Annotated in this window: 14 protein-coding genes; 13 read left to right on the top strand and 1 reads right to left on the bottom strand. The window is 34.3% G+C overall.

The window, feature by feature from the left end; translation table 11 throughout:
* The first annotated feature begins 49 nt into the window (after positions 1-49).
* The 12 genes from AC0NBN_RS10425 (at position 50) to AC0NBN_RS10370 (ending at position 13,223) form a co-directional block, all read left to right on the top strand.
* Positions 50-352 (top strand): hypothetical protein, encoded by a 303-nt coding sequence (locus AC0NBN_RS10425; protein ID WP_130912961.1) that lies wholly within the window; start codon positions 50-52, stop codon positions 350-352.
* Positions 352-639: a cell division protein ZapA gene (locus AC0NBN_RS10420; protein ID WP_143883374.1), complete on the top strand. Its 288-nt coding sequence runs from the start codon at positions 352-354 to the stop codon at positions 637-639. The genes AC0NBN_RS10425 and AC0NBN_RS10420 overlap by 1 nt, the downstream gene beginning before the upstream one ends.
* 307 nt (positions 640-946) lie before the next feature.
* Positions 947-2,518, top strand: coding sequence for a ribonuclease Y (gene rny, locus AC0NBN_RS10415; protein WP_143883375.1), 1,572 nt, complete (start codon positions 947-949; stop codon positions 2,516-2,518).
* Positions 2,519-2,699: 181 nt separating this feature from the next.
* Positions 2,700-4,136, top strand: a complete 1,437-nt coding sequence (locus AC0NBN_RS10410; protein ID WP_160811914.1) for a helix-turn-helix transcriptional regulator — start codon at positions 2,700-2,702, stop codon at positions 4,134-4,136.
* Between the two features lie 234 nt (positions 4,137-4,370).
* The gene (locus AC0NBN_RS10405) at positions 4,371-4,790 is read left to right on the top strand and encodes a hypothetical protein (RefSeq protein ID WP_160811915.1); all 420 of its coding nucleotides are present in this window, start codon (positions 4,371-4,373) and stop codon (positions 4,788-4,790) included.
* 45 nt (positions 4,791-4,835) lie between these two features.
* Positions 4,836-5,411 carry a hypothetical protein gene (locus AC0NBN_RS10400; protein ID WP_143883378.1) on the top strand — a complete coding sequence of 192 codons (576 nt, stop codon included), beginning with the start codon at positions 4,836-4,838 and terminating at the stop codon, positions 5,409-5,411.
* A gap of 214 nt (positions 5,412-5,625) precedes the next feature.
* Positions 5,626-5,979, top strand: a complete 354-nt coding sequence (locus AC0NBN_RS10395) for an MliC family protein (RefSeq protein ID WP_160811916.1) — start codon at positions 5,626-5,628, stop codon at positions 5,977-5,979.
* Between the two features lie 26 nt (positions 5,980-6,005).
* Entirely contained in the window at positions 6,006-7,253 is a 1,248-nt protein-coding gene (locus AC0NBN_RS10390; RefSeq protein WP_160811917.1) for a hypothetical protein, read from the top strand.
* A gap of 36 nt (positions 7,254-7,289) precedes the next feature.
* Positions 7,290-8,750, top strand: coding sequence for a hypothetical protein (locus AC0NBN_RS10385; RefSeq protein ID WP_160811918.1), 1,461 nt, complete (start codon positions 7,290-7,292; stop codon positions 8,748-8,750).
* Positions 8,751-9,167: 417 nt separating this feature from the next.
* Complete coding sequence (locus AC0NBN_RS10380; RefSeq protein ID WP_474468338.1) at positions 9,168-11,102, top strand: hypothetical protein; 1,935 nt, start codon at positions 9,168-9,170, stop codon at positions 11,100-11,102.
* A 205-nt stretch (positions 11,103-11,307) separates the two neighbouring features.
* The gene (gene prfB, locus AC0NBN_RS10375; RefSeq protein WP_160811920.1) at positions 11,308-12,420 is read left to right on the top strand and encodes a peptide chain release factor 2; all 1,113 of its coding nucleotides are present in this window, start codon (positions 11,308-11,310) and stop codon (positions 12,418-12,420) included.
* 86 nt (positions 12,421-12,506) lie between these two features.
* The gene (locus AC0NBN_RS10370; protein WP_143883386.1) at positions 12,507-13,223 is read left to right on the top strand and encodes a DedA family protein; all 717 of its coding nucleotides are present in this window, start codon (positions 12,507-12,509) and stop codon (positions 13,221-13,223) included.
* A 27-nt stretch (positions 13,224-13,250) separates the two neighbouring features.
* Here AC0NBN_RS10370 and AC0NBN_RS10365 read toward each other — a convergent pair whose 3' ends face one another.
* Complete coding sequence (locus tag AC0NBN_RS10365) at positions 13,251-14,111, bottom strand: alpha/beta hydrolase (RefSeq protein WP_160811921.1); 861 nt, start codon at positions 14,109-14,111, stop codon at positions 13,251-13,253.
* A gap of 142 nt (positions 14,112-14,253) precedes the next feature.
* Between AC0NBN_RS10365 and AC0NBN_RS10360 the strand changes: the two genes are divergently transcribed.
* Positions 14,254-15,162, top strand: a complete 909-nt coding sequence (locus AC0NBN_RS10360) for a DUF808 family protein (protein ID WP_160811922.1) — start codon at positions 14,254-14,256, stop codon at positions 15,160-15,162.
* Positions 15,163-15,248: the final 86 nt, after the last annotated feature.

Raw genomic sequence — 15,248 nt, 5'->3', positions numbered from 1 at the left:
GATGGTAATATTTTCCTATTTTTGCTATTAGTTAGAATAAAAGCCTGAAATGCTTCAAGAATTAGAAACTCAATTTTCAGAACTGGAAAAAAAGATTTTGAATCTTCAAAAAAGTTATCAAAGTCTGTCTGATAAATTCTCTGATCTTAGCACGGAGCATCAAGCGCTGAAGAAGAAATATGAAGAGGAAAGAAAGAAAAATCAGGTTTTAGCAGAAGAACAGAAAAATATAAAATTGTATTCAGCAATATCAGGGAATCCTGAGCACAACAGACTCATGAAAAACCATATCAACAGATTGGTAAAAGAAGTAGACTTTTGTATTGCACAGCTTCAAAACAGCGGATTATAATGGAGGTAAGGAGAATAACCATCAATATTGCAGGAAGAATATATCCTCTGAATGTACCCGCAGCTGAGGAAGAAACTTTGCGTAAAGTGGGGAAGCAAATCGAAAATATGATTAAAGATTTTGAACAGAATTTTGATGTAAGAGATAAACAGGATGCTCTGGCAATGTGCGCCCTTAAACTGGGAACCAATGCTGAAGTTGTTGCTCTGAATCATGAAAGAAATATAAAATCTTCCACCGAAAGGCTAATAAAGATTAATCAGTCGCTGGAAGAATTCGGAAAATAATTTCCGGGAAAATCTGCCTACAGTAATTCTAACACATTAAAGGTAAACTCAACGCTAAACAATTACCGAACAAATGTCCATTGAATGGCGTGCCGGTTCGTCCGGATTACAGACAGTGGAAATCAGTTCAAATCGTGTTGATTAGGAGTTTACTCTAAATCATTGGATTGCTGTAGGTTTTTTTATGGATTATTGTTAAAAGAAATAGCGGAATTTATTAACAGGTTTATAATGATTAATATTTTTCCAGTATCATTTTTTTAATAGTATGAAAAGATAGTTAGACAATTAAAACTCAATATATATTATGACAGCAACCGCTATTATTATAGGCGTTATTTGTCTGGTAATAGGAGCTGCAGTAGGGATGTTTTTCTCTAAAAGCTCGCTCAATACCAAGGCAAAATTTATCATAGATGATGCAAAGAAAAATGCAGATAACTTATTGGAAAAAGCCACAGTACAGGCAGAATCCATAAAGAAAGAAAAGCATCTTCAGGCAAAAGAGAAGTTTTTGGAGCTTAAGTCTCAGCATGATGCAGATATTCAGGTTAGGGAAAAGAAAATGCAGGAGGCAGAAAAGAGAATCAAAGACAAGGAAAATAAGCTTAATGATGAGCTAAGCAAAACCGGAAAACTTGAAAAAGATCTTGACAGACAAATTGCAGATTATGCAAAGAAGAATGAGATTTTAGATAAAAAACAGCAGGATCTGGATTCTGCAACTGCCAAAAAGGTTGAAATGCTGGAGAAAATCTCCAACTATACTGCAGAAGAAGCCAAAGCAGAATTGGTAGAGACAATGAGAGCTGAAGCGAAAACAAGAGCTCAGGCGCATGTTCAGAGCATTATGGAGGAAGCTCAGCTTAACGCAAAAAGCGAGGCTAGAAAAATCGTTATTCAGACAATTCAGAGAATCGGAACAGAACAGGCAATTGAAAATTCGGTTTCTGTATTTAATATAGAATCTGATGAAGTAAAAGGACGAATCATTGGTAGAGAAGGTAGAAACATCCGTGCTTTGGAATCTGTAACAGGAGTTGAAATAATTGTTGATGATACACCGGAAGCCATTCTTCTATCATGCTTTGATCCTGTAAGAAGGGAGATTGCGAGACTTTCTCTTCACAGATTGGTAACGGACGGAAGGATTCACCCTGCGAGAATTGAAGAAGTTGTAGAGAAAACCAGAAAGCAGATTGAAGAGGAAATTATTGAGGTTGGTAAAAGAACGATTATTGATTTAGGAATCCATGGTTTGCATCCTGAATTAGTTAAAATTGTGGGTAGAATGAAATACCGTTCATCTTACGGACAAAATCTTTTACAGCACTCACGAGAGGTTGCAAATATTGCGGCAACAATGGCTGCAGAATTAGGCTTAAACGTAAAATTAGCTAAAAGAGCAGGTCTTTTGCATGATATAGGAAAAGTTCCGGAGCAGGAATCTGAACTTCCTCACGCTCTTTTGGGTATGCAGTGGGCTGAGAAATTTGGTGAGAATGCAGAAGTTGTGAATGCAATCGGAGCTCACCATGATGAGGTTGAAATGACTTCGCTTTTATCACCAATTATTCAGGTTGCTGATGCTATTTCAGGAGCGAGACCGGGAGCAAGACGCCAGGTTTTAGAATCTTACATTCAAAGACTAAAAGATCTGGAATCTGCAGCATTAAGCTTTGACGGTGTTTCTTCAGCATACGCAATTCAGGCAGGTAGAGAATTGAGAGTAATGGTTGAAAGCGGGAAAGTAAACGATGAAGTTGCCTCTCAGTTGTCTTACGATATTTCAGAAAAGATCCAAAACGAACTGACGTATCCGGGACAGGTGAAAGTAACGGTTATCAGAGAAACAAGAGCGGTAAATATCGCAAGATAATTTATGCTCTTTCATATAAAGAATCCTTTCAGAGTAATTTGAAAGGATTTTTTATCTTTAAATAAAATATTACGCTTTGTTAAAAATAATTTTATTGAATAAATTTTATGATGAATAAAATTTAAAATTTGATATTTTTATTTGCGTAATTATTTTCTTTTCTTTAATTCTTTTCTTTATTATGAAATATCTTTTTTTTATTTTATTATTTGCTGGTTTTTCTTCGTTTTCACAATCAAAGAAAGACTCAGTTATAAAGAAAAATCTTGCAGAAGCCGAATACTATTTAGACAATTTTGATGATTATAAATGCTTTGCTAAAGCTTATGAAGCTTATAATCTGGCGAAAAATAATAAAAAATATACTGCAGAAAGTTGTATATATATGGCTTCCAGCAGTGTAAATTTAAATTTATACAGTCTCACCCTAAAATACACGAAAATTGGATTGCTAAATTGTAATGATGAAGATTATTTTCGCAAATCTTTATTATATAATATCGAAGGTGCTACATATTATGATTTAGGAATGTTTAATCAATCATTAAAAAGTTTACACAAAGCAATTGCTATTTTAAGAAATACTAAAGATGATTATTTGAAAACGTCTAGTGAGATTAGAAATTATCAACATCTTATAGTGGTTCATGAAAAAATGAATAATATAGATTCTATAAAGCTATATGATTCTAAAGAACGTAGCCTTATTGATAAACTTCCAATAAATACGTTTGCAGATCTTCATGTAAACTCTCATTATCTAAGGGTTCTAAGAGCTTTGAATTTTAATAGAAGATCAGAAGCGTTACAATCCTTAAATAGCAGTTATGATATATGCATGAAATATGATGATAAGTCTTTATATATCTATTACCACGGTATGGGCAAATACTACGCTTCAATAGATAAAGAAAAAGCCCTGAATTTCTACTTAAAATCAATAAATGCGATGGAAAAATATAATATTCAGGCTGGTTTTTCAGAACCGTACCATGATGTTTCAAAGCTTTATGAAGAACTTGGAAATAAAGCGAAACAAAACCAGTATCTCAAAAAATATGTTTATTATCAGCAAAGAGAAAAGGCTATTAAGGATAGAAATGTTGATTTGGTATTAGAAATGACATTGAATGATCAGAAAAAGAAAGACACTCAATTACTTAAAAACATCATGTGGCCTGCAATATTTTTACTTTTGATTATTACGATTGCCGTTACTTTTTTTATTAGAAAATTGAAACTCAAACAAAGCAAATTGAAGAACCACCTTACTGAAAAATATAATGAAGTAGAAGAGTTACAGGTGAAAGCAAATGTATCTTTTTCTGAGGTTGTGGAATATGCAAAAAATAATGATCCTCTTTTTTGGGCAAGATTCCAAGAGTTGTATCCTAATTTTTTAAATAAAATGCTTGTTTTAAATTCTAAACTAAAAGTTTCTGAGCTAGTTTTGTGTGCTTATATCTATTTAGGGTTTTCTAATAAAGAGATTGCAGAATATACTTTCAGATCTTTAAGAACAATAGAAAACAACCGTTACAATCTCCGTAAAAAATTAGACTTTTCCAAAGATGAGGATTTTACTGTATGGATCAGAAAACATATTGATTCTGATTAATTATTTGATTATCAATTGTTTAATAAATCAAGTACTCGTTGAGTAGTTGATTTTTTTTGTTTATACAGCTATTACTGTTTCTTTGCTGTCAGAATATTTATGTTCCCAAATACGATATAATTTAAAGGTGAGCTGCATGATTTAGTTTCTCACAAATACAAAACAAAAACAAAGAAACAATGCCAATATTTGATAATGAGAGAATTTGTTTCTTGTGTAATATTTAGAATTAAAATGGATAATTTAAAAATCAAAAGTTTTTTTTGTATTCTTATCATTATTTTTTCGTTTTCTTGCGCCTCAGAAGATGAAACGCAGACTATAGATCCGCCTGTTTGGATTCTTGGAAACTTGGCAGAAAAGAGTTTTATAAGATACCGCTTTACCAATAACGATTTTATTACGATAGATAGCAACGGAAAAGATTATAGTTTTTCCAGCTATCTTACAAGAGGTAGATTTTTTCTGAAAACTAAATCTGATACTGAATATGCTTTTTCTTTCAGAGGAAACATTGTAAACGGTACAATTGGCTCTCATAATATGCCAAACTCAAACTTTCAGAATCAAGAAGATTTTACTTTTTACTTTAAAAAAATCAACGAAAATACAATTGTTGATGCTCAGGGAAAAGTTTATGAAAGATTTCCGTGATCAATTAGAGAGTTAAAAAAGACTTCATAGAAGATATATAAAACAATGATTAATAAAATAGCTTTTGTTATAAGAATAAATAGTAACAGTAAGTATAGGATACTTATTGCTGTTTTATTATTGTTAATTGGGAATAATTTTTTTGGGCAAGTTTTGTATGTTACAGGTCATACTTTGGTGCACGGCGAAAACAATATCACAATAATCAATGCTGATTCAATTCAAAGCCCAATAGTTGATACTTATGCTGAAGTACAAATAAAAAAGGTTTATTGGAAAACCAATGATCCAAAGAAAAGATTGCTAAGAAAATTAGCCAATATTACAAAAAAGGATAAGATAAACGAGGTTTCTCAATCTATCAAAAAGCAAACAAGCAATTATACTATACTACCGTCTAAAACGAATAGTGACTTTTCGTTTGTATATCTTTCATTATCAGAAAAAGGATGCGTAACAGACCAATTAAAGAGATACCAATCAGGTACTCTAAATAATTATAGCAAGCTTTTTATTCATTTTTCCGGCTACTCTGTATTGCATTATCTGAAGTATCAAAATAATTTTGCTTCAGTAAACCATCGCTCGAGTTTTTCAGTAAGACCTCCGCCATTTTCATAATTTCTTTTATGGTGCATATATCTTCCCAGTTAATGCACTTTTTACATATTTGTAAATCATTGCAAGGCTTTTTTATTAAAAAATAAGCACAGTCAACTGTTGTCTATTGTTAAATTATTTTTCATAGATCTACAATAATAGTTAGACTTGGCTTTTATTTCAAAAATGGGTTATTAATTTATACTCTAAAGAATTGCTAAAATACTGAACACAAATGAAGAAGTTATCAATAATTGCAATAAGCATCTTGCTGTTATCCTGCAAACGTAACGAGCAATCAAAATCATTAGAAATTTCCAGAAATACTAATATGATTTCATCTGGAAATATTATTCCTGATGATTTAAAACACGATACTTTAACCACCAACAAAGGGTATCTTGTGAATATAGTTTTCAATAATGCTACCAATACGGTTTCAATATTTTATGAAGGAGCTCATGTTGAGCTTAAAGGTCAGCAAACAGCTTCAGGAATTAGATATACCGGTAACGGTTACGAATTACTAGGCAAAGGAAATGCTCTAGAACTAAGAAAAGACAGTATAAACATTGCAAAAAAACAATAAACATAATCTTTTTAAAATTTAACACAATGAAAAAACAATTATTAACAGTAGCAATTCTTGCTACAAGTCTTTTTTATGCGCAAGAGGGCAGAGTGGGTATCAATACCACTGACCCTAAAACTACACTTGATGTGAGAGGCAAAGTGGGTTCCGATGGTAAATCTGCTTCAACTGAACTTACGGGTTTGCAAGCACCAAGATTAACCAGAGAAGAATTGACCAATAAAGCAAACATATATGGTAACGACCAAAAAGGTGCATTAATATACATTACAGATATTACAGGAGGAAACGCAGATGCTTCTTCTCCAAGAAAAAACGTAACCTCTGTAGGATATTACTACTTTGATGGATCAGAATGGATAAAAATAAGCTCTGGTTCTGGAACAGCTAGTGTAACGGCTGATAATGGTCTTACGATGTCTACCACGAACAATGCGCAATTAGGAGGTACACTATTGAAAAATACAGATGTTGCGTTAGGTAATTTTAAACTTAATTTTACTGAAACAGCCACAAACAACGGAAGTATTCTTGTCGGAACTTCTGCACCTACAGGAACGGGAGGTGTAGGTGCACCAACCGAAAAGCTAAGATTAGATGTAGATGGTATGACCAGAACTGATAAGCTTACTGTAGGAGGTTCTACCTCTCTTACAGTTGCTGCTGCGCATATCAGAAATGAGAAATCTTCTGAGCCCATTTTGGTACTAACAGGAACAAATTCTAATGCTTCAATAAATACAGGACTCCCTTTAAGAAAATTTGAGGTAACAGATGATGGTAAAGTAGGGATTGCTGCGCCAAACAGTTGGATTCAGACCTCTGGAACAACTCGCCCAACAGAATCTTTAGATGTGGGTGGAAATGTACGTTTTAGACAAGTGCCTTCTGGTACAGAAACAGCAGGAGACAAAATGATGGTGTTGGCTTCTGACGGCACAGCTAAGTTATTATCACTGCCATCACCATCAACAAGCTTAAATATATCTCCTGTAATTACAGCAGGTAGTGCAACACCTGTTTCAGCAACTTACGATGTTTTATTATTAGATATAAATGTCCCAACTCAAACAGTTACTTTACCAACATCTGCTAACGGTATTGCTGTTGGTAAAGTTGTGTATATATCACAAAAAGGCAGTGCGACAGTTACTATTAAGCCGCTTGTAAGAGAAGGAAGTCATGCAAATTTAGATGGTAGTTCAGGGGGTACTTATATTTACATAGGAGGTACGGGAGATGGCTCTTGGATTCGTGCTTCAGGTTACTAATTCTATTGATAATCATTCAATTAACAACATAAAAAAATGAAAAATAATTATATTAAAATAAAATTTTTAGTTTCAGGTCTTATTCTTGCCACAGCAAGTTTGTCGTATGCACAAGTTAGAATTGTAAATACTACTACACTTCAAGAAGCAGTTAATAGTTCTGCTTTTATTGATGCTTCATCCAATTTTACTCTAAATGAAACTCCAAACATTGGAAAAGGTATGCTTTTTCCCAGAACAGATTTATCTAGATTTACTTCTTTTGGGGGTGCGCCTATAGGAATTGGAAACTCTTATCCTACTCGTTATGACGGATTGATTGTCTATAACATTAAAGACGGTGGTAAAGCAGGGGTAGGTGCTACTGAAGGCGAATTAAAGCCGGGTTTTTGGTTTTATGAAAACAAGTCTACAACAACCAATGGTGGTACTTGGAAGCAAGTAAATGGTCCTACTACCAATTTGCTTACTATCGCAGGAATTACACTTACCAGTACCGTAAATGGTGTTACTAGTACAGTTACTTTACCTGCCGCAAGCAGTGGAGTAGATAACCCGGCTAACAACGGTCTTAGCAAAGATGGTACTACTGTGCAGCTTGGTGGTAATCTGCTAAAAGATACTTCTATTGAGCTAAATGATAAGAGCTTAAATTTTACTGGTGCACAAGGAAAAATTGGGGTTGGTACTAACAATCCATTATCTAAATTCAATATTCAAGGAGGTGCTTTAAGTATTGGAGACCTAACAAATTATTCTGGTGGTTTACAGGTGGTGAACCAAAATGCTGATAGAGCTATTATGCGAGTTTATTCGTCTAATAATACAGAAAGATTTACGATACAAGAGAACGGAAATATCGGTATAGGAACTAATAACCCTACTAGAAAATTACATATTGATGGTAATATAAGGATAGAAAATATGATTGAGGGTGATGTAAATAATGGAGACAGAGTCCTTGCAATAGCTACCGATGGAAACGTGAAAAGCGTAGCTGTTAACGAAATTCTTAACAGTGAACCTATATTTATCAATGCAGGGAATATAGAAGGAGAAAGAGTTGTAGCAGAAGGGGTAACCAATCTAATTGATGGCGCACAAATTAATGTAACAGTACCTGCAAATACAACTTATAAAGTAGTAGTTTCAGGAAATGCTGTAGTGCAACACCCAGTAAAGGTTAATGATCCTCAAGCGCCAAACTTTACCTATGGAAGTGGGCAATTTCAACTTAGAGTTAATGGGTCTACTGTAGCAACTGTAGGTACAGGATTTTCAACACAGAAAATAACCGAGTTAAATCCTACTCATTGGCAGTCTACAGGTAATGCTACTACATTGAACCACGTTATCGAAATCAATAATACAAGCGGTTCTCCAATAACCAGAACCATCAATGTTCATTATTGGGCAAAAAATACTACTACAGGATTAGCTAATAAAAATCATCAAGCATTTTTTAAAGGAACTTTCCAAACGTATAGAATGCCATAAATCAAAAATTAAATAACGCTGTTCCTGCAGTCGGTATTGTAGGGACAGTTGAGAAAATATGTATAATTAATTTTTATTTATATTTTAATTATTTGTATTAATTTAAGTGTATATTTTGTAATATGTGGTATTTATTTTTTGTTTTTTAAAAATTATATTGCTAATTTTACATCTAAATTATAATGATTATATGTTTTTATTATTAAGACATATATATAAACAAATAGGTTAATAATATGAATTTATTCGGTAGAAGAAATAAGAATGACCTATATAGCTGTTTGCATAAATAAAAATTTAATCTTTTTTCTAAAATTTTTATTAGTCTGTATAGTATTTCTTATTCAATTATTTTGAATTGTAATGATACGTCTAATTAAAAATTTGAGAAAAATGAAAAAAGTTTTATTTTCAATTATGTCATTAGTATCTGCTTTATGTTTGGGACAAGAAGGCAGAGTAGGTGTTAATACCACAGATCCCAAAACTACAATGGATGTACGAGGCAAAACAAATGCCTTAGGAGTTTCCTTAGCAACAGACATTACGGGTCTGCAAGCACCAAGATTAACAAGAGAAGAATTAACCAACAAAGGAGAACTGCTCTACGGAACAGATCAAAGTGGCGCTTTAGTTTATATTACAGATGTTACAGCAGGTACAGCTTCAGGACAAAGAATTAACATGACTACATCCGGTTATTACTATTTTAATGGATCGGTTTGGGTGAAAATAGGAGCAGGATCTCCTGCTCCAGAAATTAATCTTTACAAAGATGATGGCACTCTTACTAATAACAGAACGGTAACACAGAATGGAAATAGCCTTGCCATAACAGGAACCAACCAAAGAACAGTTTTTTCTCCTAATGCAGGAATTTCACAAGAAGCTCTAGCTAGCTCAACCACTGGATTGGCTAACATCATTATTACTTCTCCCGATAGAAATAGTAATGGAACAGTCTCTAGACTTAGTTTGCAGTCTTTTCCAGAATCCAATGCACAAGTATTTGCAGGATTGGATGCTTCCACATTAGATGTGGGTTCAAACGCAACTACTAACCCTGTTCCACTTCGTTTCTTGACGAGCTCGGGATCTGGTGCATTAGGCACAGAAAAAGCAAGAATTGGCGCTGATGGCAGAATGGGCATAGGGGTTACTATACCTTCAGAATTATTAGACGTAAATGGTAATGTAAGATTCAGAAGCGTACCTACAGCAACTGCCTTAGCAACTGGCGATGAATTTTTGGTTCTATCATCAAATGGAACTGCAAAAAAAATTACCAATCCGGCAGCCAGTAGCATTGTTGATGCTCAAAACGGACTCACAAAAACCCCAAGCAACTTCGTAGAACTAGGTGGTGATTTAACCAGAACTACAACGGTTTCTAATCTTTCTGCAACCAATACAATGAAATTTACTGGTACTGGTATCAATGCTTTTTCGGTTGACGGCACTACTTTTTCTGTAGATGCAGATGCAAATAGGATCGGGATAGGGACTGCTGCTCCTACGCAAGCTTTAGATGTAAGAGGAAATATAAATGTAGAAAATGCAAATGCGGGAGTGGTGGTTAACTCAACAGATTCTACACCTTCTAGATTGGTTCTAACAAGAAGCAATGGAGGAGTAAATCTTGCTGCAAATGATGAAATAGGCAGAATTAATTTTAATGGGAGAAGAAATGGAGCTGTTGCCACACTTAGCACAATACTCTCTACTTATGAAGGAAACGGAACTACTAATCTTACAGGATATGAATTTTACAATAGCGGTATTCTCACTACACCATCTTTGGTGCTTCGATCTACAGGAAATCTCGGTGTAGGTGTTGTTTCTCCTTCTGAAAAATTAGATGTTAACGGGAACATCAAATTTTCTGGTGCCTTAATGCCTAATAATGATCCTGGAACAAATTTTCAGATCCTAAAAAGTACAGGTTCAGATAGTCCGCCTGTTTGGTCACCAGATGTTAATACACTTGGAAATGGAGCAGGCCGGGTAAGTTCTGCAAATGGGGTAAGCACTACTATTACACCATGTAATACTTCAGCAGCAAATAAAAATGTTACTTTAATTAGAGTGTTTTCTAATTTAGATGGTCTTAATAATGGATTGTACCTTGAACTTCTAGTTACAACGGGAGCCAATACGGGTGTTCAGGAGTTGCATAACTTGAGGTTTAATGGTGGTACAACTACTGCTGATACATCTACTGCGGGTACTTGGACGTATAACTTAGGAAATGGTATTTTTAGAGTTATACTTTCTGGTACAAACAGACCTTTTACGGTTAGATTTGAAGGCGCATCGTTTGCAGGAAATATTGTTTACGAATGTTTGAGATAAATTTTTTAAAATAGTCGCTTAATAGCATTAAAATTATCTTATACAAAATCAAGCCCATTGCATTTGTGATGGGTTTTATTATTTGTTAATTAGTCTTTTATGTTTTTTTATTCCAAAAGTATAAACGGAAAACTTAAGTAAAATACCTTGCAGTCATCTGTTTTCACTCTTAAATTATCCGTATTTTTGCAAAAATTATAGAATCGTGATTAATAACGACCAGATAAAAGAAGTACAGTCAAGAATTGAAGACCTTCATAGGTATTTGCAGATTGACAAAAAAAAGATAGAAATCTCAAATGATGATGAAAAAACTGCTGCTCCGGAATTTTGGGACAATCCCAAGACTGCCGAAGTTTTCTTAAAACAGCTTCGCTCTAAGAAAAAGTGGGTGGAAGACTATGAAGAAATCAATACACAGTTTGAGGATCTTCAGGTTTTGATGGAATTCGCTAAAGAAGATCCTGATTCTGAAAAAGAGCTTGACGAAACTTTTCCAAAACTTTTGGAAAAAATCGAAGATCTTGAGTTTAAAAATATGCTTTCTAATGAAGGCGATGAGCTTTCGGCAGTTCTGCAAATTACAGCAGGAGCCGGAGGAACCGAAAGCTGTGACTGGGCTTCAATGCTGATGAGAATGTATACAATGTGGGCAGAAAAACAGGGGTATAAAATTCGGGAACTCAACTTTCAGGAAGGCGATGTCGCCGGAGTAAAAACGGTGACACTCGAAATAGAAGGTGAGTTTGCTTTCGGATATCTAAGAGGTGAAAATGGTGTACATCGTTTGGTAAGAATTTCACCGTTTGATTCTAATGCAAAACGTCACACAAGTTTTGTTTCCGTATATGTTTATCCTTTGGTAGATGATACGATAGAAATTAATATCAATCCTGCAGATATTTCTTTTGAAACCATGCGAAGTTCCGGAGCAGGAGGACAGAATGTAAACAAGGTGGAAACAGCGGTTCGCCTTCGTCATGCCCCAACAGGAATTATTATTGAAAATTCCGAGTCCCGTTCTCAGCTTCAGAATAAAGAAAAAGCAATGCAGTTGCTTCGCTCCAGATTATACGAAATGGAACTGGAAGAAAGAATGAAAGCACGAAATGAAATAGAAGCCAACAAAATGAAAATAGAATGGGGAAGCCAGATAAGAAATTACGTAATGCATCCTTATAAATTGGTAAAAGATGTGCGCTCAGGATATGAAACTTCAGATGTAGATGCAGTGATGAACGGTAATCTGACTCCGTTTCTGAAAGCATTTTTAATGGCAGATGGAACAGCAGTTTCAGATAATGATTTAGACTTATAAACTTCATGTCAGAATTTTCGTTAAAAAGTGCTAATATATTTCCTTTTCAAAAGGATTAAGCTTATTTTTGCTACTTATCATTACATATGGAAGATATCAATAGCTGGAAAGATTTATTAAACCCGGAACTCTACATTAAAATGGGTGGGTTTTGGCTGATTTTATTTATTGTTTTTGCTGAAACAGGCTTGTTTGTAGGGTTTTTCCTCCCCGGAGATTCACTGCTTTTTGTTTCAGGAATTTATGCGGTAGAAATCATCAGAGAGACTTTCGGTTCTACCGGTAGTGATTTTTTAGATACTACATTACTGGCAACAGCCGTTGCAATTGCTGCCATTGTCGGGAATCAGGTAGGATATTGGTTTGGGCGCAAAACAGGTCCTGCTTTGTATAATAAGAAAGATACCATGCTTTTCAAGAAAAAATATTTGTATCAGGCGCATGATTTCTTTGAGAAAAACGGAGCTTTAGCAATTATCATGGCAAGATTTTTACCGGTCGTAAGAACTTTTATGCCGATTGTTGCGGGAATTGTACAGATGGACAGAAGGCAATTTGTAAGAGATAATGTGATTGGAGGTATCTTATGGTCTTTTATTCTGATTTTTGCAGGGCACTACCTGAATGAGCTGTTTAGAGCACAATTTGGAATTGATCTGAAAGATAAACTTGAATTTATTATTATTGTAATCGTATTAATTACTACTGTTCCGGTAGTTCTTAAATTTGTATTTGGAGCACCAAAAGGAAATCCTAAACTGGAAGATGAAAGATTGGATGAATTGATTGATAAAGAAGATTAATATAATTTAATAGCCTGCATTTGCAGGTTATTTTTTTATCCATTCCAAAATTGCAGGATAAATGATGCTGTCTCTCTTTTTACGGTTGAAAAATCTTGGAGCGTGTCCCGTTTTATCCATAAAAACCAATTGGTGCGAAATATTTTTTTCAGTAAGTACAGAATCTAATGCTAAACCTTGTCTGTAATTAACCAGAAAATCCCGATTACCCTGAAACAGCAATGTAGGAACATTACTTACATTTGCAATCGGACTGGCTGTTTTAAATTCTTCAGAAAGATTTTTTCGGTTAAATTTTGTTCCCACCATTTTCTGTACAGTTCCGGATGTGTACCGGGAATAAAAAGAGTTGAGATATTCGTCTGTATAAAAATCTGTTGGACCGCTGAGTGAGATGATTTTTTTTATTCTTTCGGGGTTTTTATAACCATAGAGCAAAGCCAGATGTCCGCCTGCACTTTCTCCTAGAATAATGTAGTTATCAGGATTGAGTTCTGCTTTTTCAGATAGCGAATTAAATTTTTCAATGGCTGACTGTATATCTTCGAGCTGCTGTCGGTAAGTAATGCTTTTTGCAACAAGCCTGTAATTTATATTGATACTTGGGATATTGTTTTCAAAAAGGAGCTTCTGAATTTTAATCATGTGTTCTTTTCTTCCGTATTTCCATGCACCACCATGCACCATAAGTACCACCGGAGAATCCTTCGGATATTCTGCGGGCAAAAAAACATCCATTTTCTGGCGTTTATGTTCGCCGTATTTCAAATTGTAAATTTTCTGACTATCGTTTCCCACCCAAACCCGGAATTTAGTGTTACAAGAATTAAGAATAAAACCAATAAATCCAAGAACAAAAATAGGGTATTTCGGGATTAGTTTTTTCATACAGTAAAGGTAAGGAGAAATATGAATCTATTGTGATCTGCAAAATAGTTTTCCGGAAAATAAATCTATCCCGTCATATATTTATATACCGAAAAATATATACTTTTGCATCACTTAACAAAGATTAAAAATTTATTAAAATATGGCATCAGGTTTTTTTGCGATTTTAGATGATATTGCTGCTTTGATGGATGATGTAGCCGTTACAAGTAAAATTGCGACTCAAAAAACAGCAGGAATATTGGGAGATGATCTGGCTGTAAACGCAGAGAAAGCAACAGGTTTTCTTTCATCCAGAGAAATTCCGGTGTTGATGAAAATTATGAAAGGCTCCTTCATCAATAAGCTTATTATTGTTCCTTTTGTTTTTCTTTTGGAGTGGTTGTATTCTCCGGCGATTAATATTATTTTGATCATAGGTGGATTTTATCTAGCTTATGAAGGTGTAGAGAAAATTGTGGAATTTTTATTTCACAGACAAAAAAAAGGGCATGAGGTAATTGAGGAATCTGATGATATTGTTGAAGAAGGCGAAGTGGCAGAAAAAGCTAAAGTAAAATCTGCGGTAACCACTGATTTTATTCTCTCACTGGAGATTGTGATTATTGCTCTTGCAGCTGCCAAAGATGGATATGATGCTTTGAAATCACAATTTGATCCTTTGCTGGTAGAAATTGTTACTGTTTCTGTGGTTTCAATTATTGCAACAGTAGGTGTTTATGGTATTGTAGCATTAATTGTGAGGATGGATGATGCAGGTTTTAAATTAATTAAAAAAAGTAATGATAAAGGCTTTTTTGCAAAATTAGGGCATTTGCTTGTAAAAGCACTTCCTTGGGTTATTAAAGCTTTGGGAGTAATTGGTACTATTGCGCTGATTTTGGTTGCGGGCGGAATCTTTGACCATAACATTGATTATCTGCATCATGCATTGCCAACTTGGAATGAAATGCTGAAGCAAGTTATTTTCGGTTTAGCGGGTGGCTTAATTGCTTTATTGATCATCTCAACGGGAAAAAAAATATATTCTTTTGCAACTAAAAAAGCATAGAATTATTTTAATTGAAATATCATCCTCTTTCCTTTTGGTAAGAGGATTTTTTTTGCCTTAATTTTAACTAATAACTGGTAGGTCAT

This window comes from Chryseobacterium sp. L12 (assembly GCF_056133985.1).
The sequence above is the reverse complement of the archived record's forward strand: the minus strand, read 5'-3'. Positions and strand labels throughout refer to the sequence as shown.

Excerpts from the sequence above, each read along its gene's own strand:
- AC0NBN_RS10425 (WP_130912961.1), top strand. The coding sequence starts at position 50 with ATGCTTCAAGAATTAGAAACTCAATTTTCAGAACTGGAAAAAAAGATT.
- AC0NBN_RS10420 (WP_143883374.1), top strand. The coding sequence starts at position 352 with ATGGAGGTAAGGAGAATAACCATCAATATTGCAGGAAGAATATATCCT.
- rny (WP_143883375.1), top strand. The coding sequence starts at position 947 with ATGACAGCAACCGCTATTATTATAGGCGTTATTTGTCTGGTAATAGGA.
- AC0NBN_RS10410 (WP_160811914.1), top strand. The coding sequence starts at position 2,700 with ATGAAATATCTTTTTTTTATTTTATTATTTGCTGGTTTTTCTTCGTTT.
- AC0NBN_RS10405 (WP_160811915.1), top strand. The coding sequence starts at position 4,371 with ATGGATAATTTAAAAATCAAAAGTTTTTTTTGTATTCTTATCATTATT.
- AC0NBN_RS10400 (WP_143883378.1), top strand. The coding sequence starts at position 4,836 with ATGATTAATAAAATAGCTTTTGTTATAAGAATAAATAGTAACAGTAAG.
- AC0NBN_RS10395 (WP_160811916.1), top strand. The coding sequence starts at position 5,626 with ATGAAGAAGTTATCAATAATTGCAATAAGCATCTTGCTGTTATCCTGC.
- AC0NBN_RS10390 (WP_160811917.1), top strand. The coding sequence starts at position 6,006 with ATGAAAAAACAATTATTAACAGTAGCAATTCTTGCTACAAGTCTTTTT.
- AC0NBN_RS10385 (WP_160811918.1), top strand. The coding sequence starts at position 7,290 with ATGAAAAATAATTATATTAAAATAAAATTTTTAGTTTCAGGTCTTATT.
- AC0NBN_RS10380 (WP_474468338.1), top strand. The coding sequence starts at position 9,168 with ATGTCATTAGTATCTGCTTTATGTTTGGGACAAGAAGGCAGAGTAGGT.
- AC0NBN_RS10370 (WP_143883386.1), top strand. The coding sequence starts at position 12,507 with ATGGAAGATATCAATAGCTGGAAAGATTTATTAAACCCGGAACTCTAC.
- AC0NBN_RS10365 (WP_160811921.1), bottom strand. The coding sequence starts at position 14,111 with ATGAAAAAACTAATCCCGAAATACCCTATTTTTGTTCTTGGATTTATT.
- AC0NBN_RS10360 (WP_160811922.1), top strand. The coding sequence starts at position 14,254 with ATGGCATCAGGTTTTTTTGCGATTTTAGATGATATTGCTGCTTTGATG.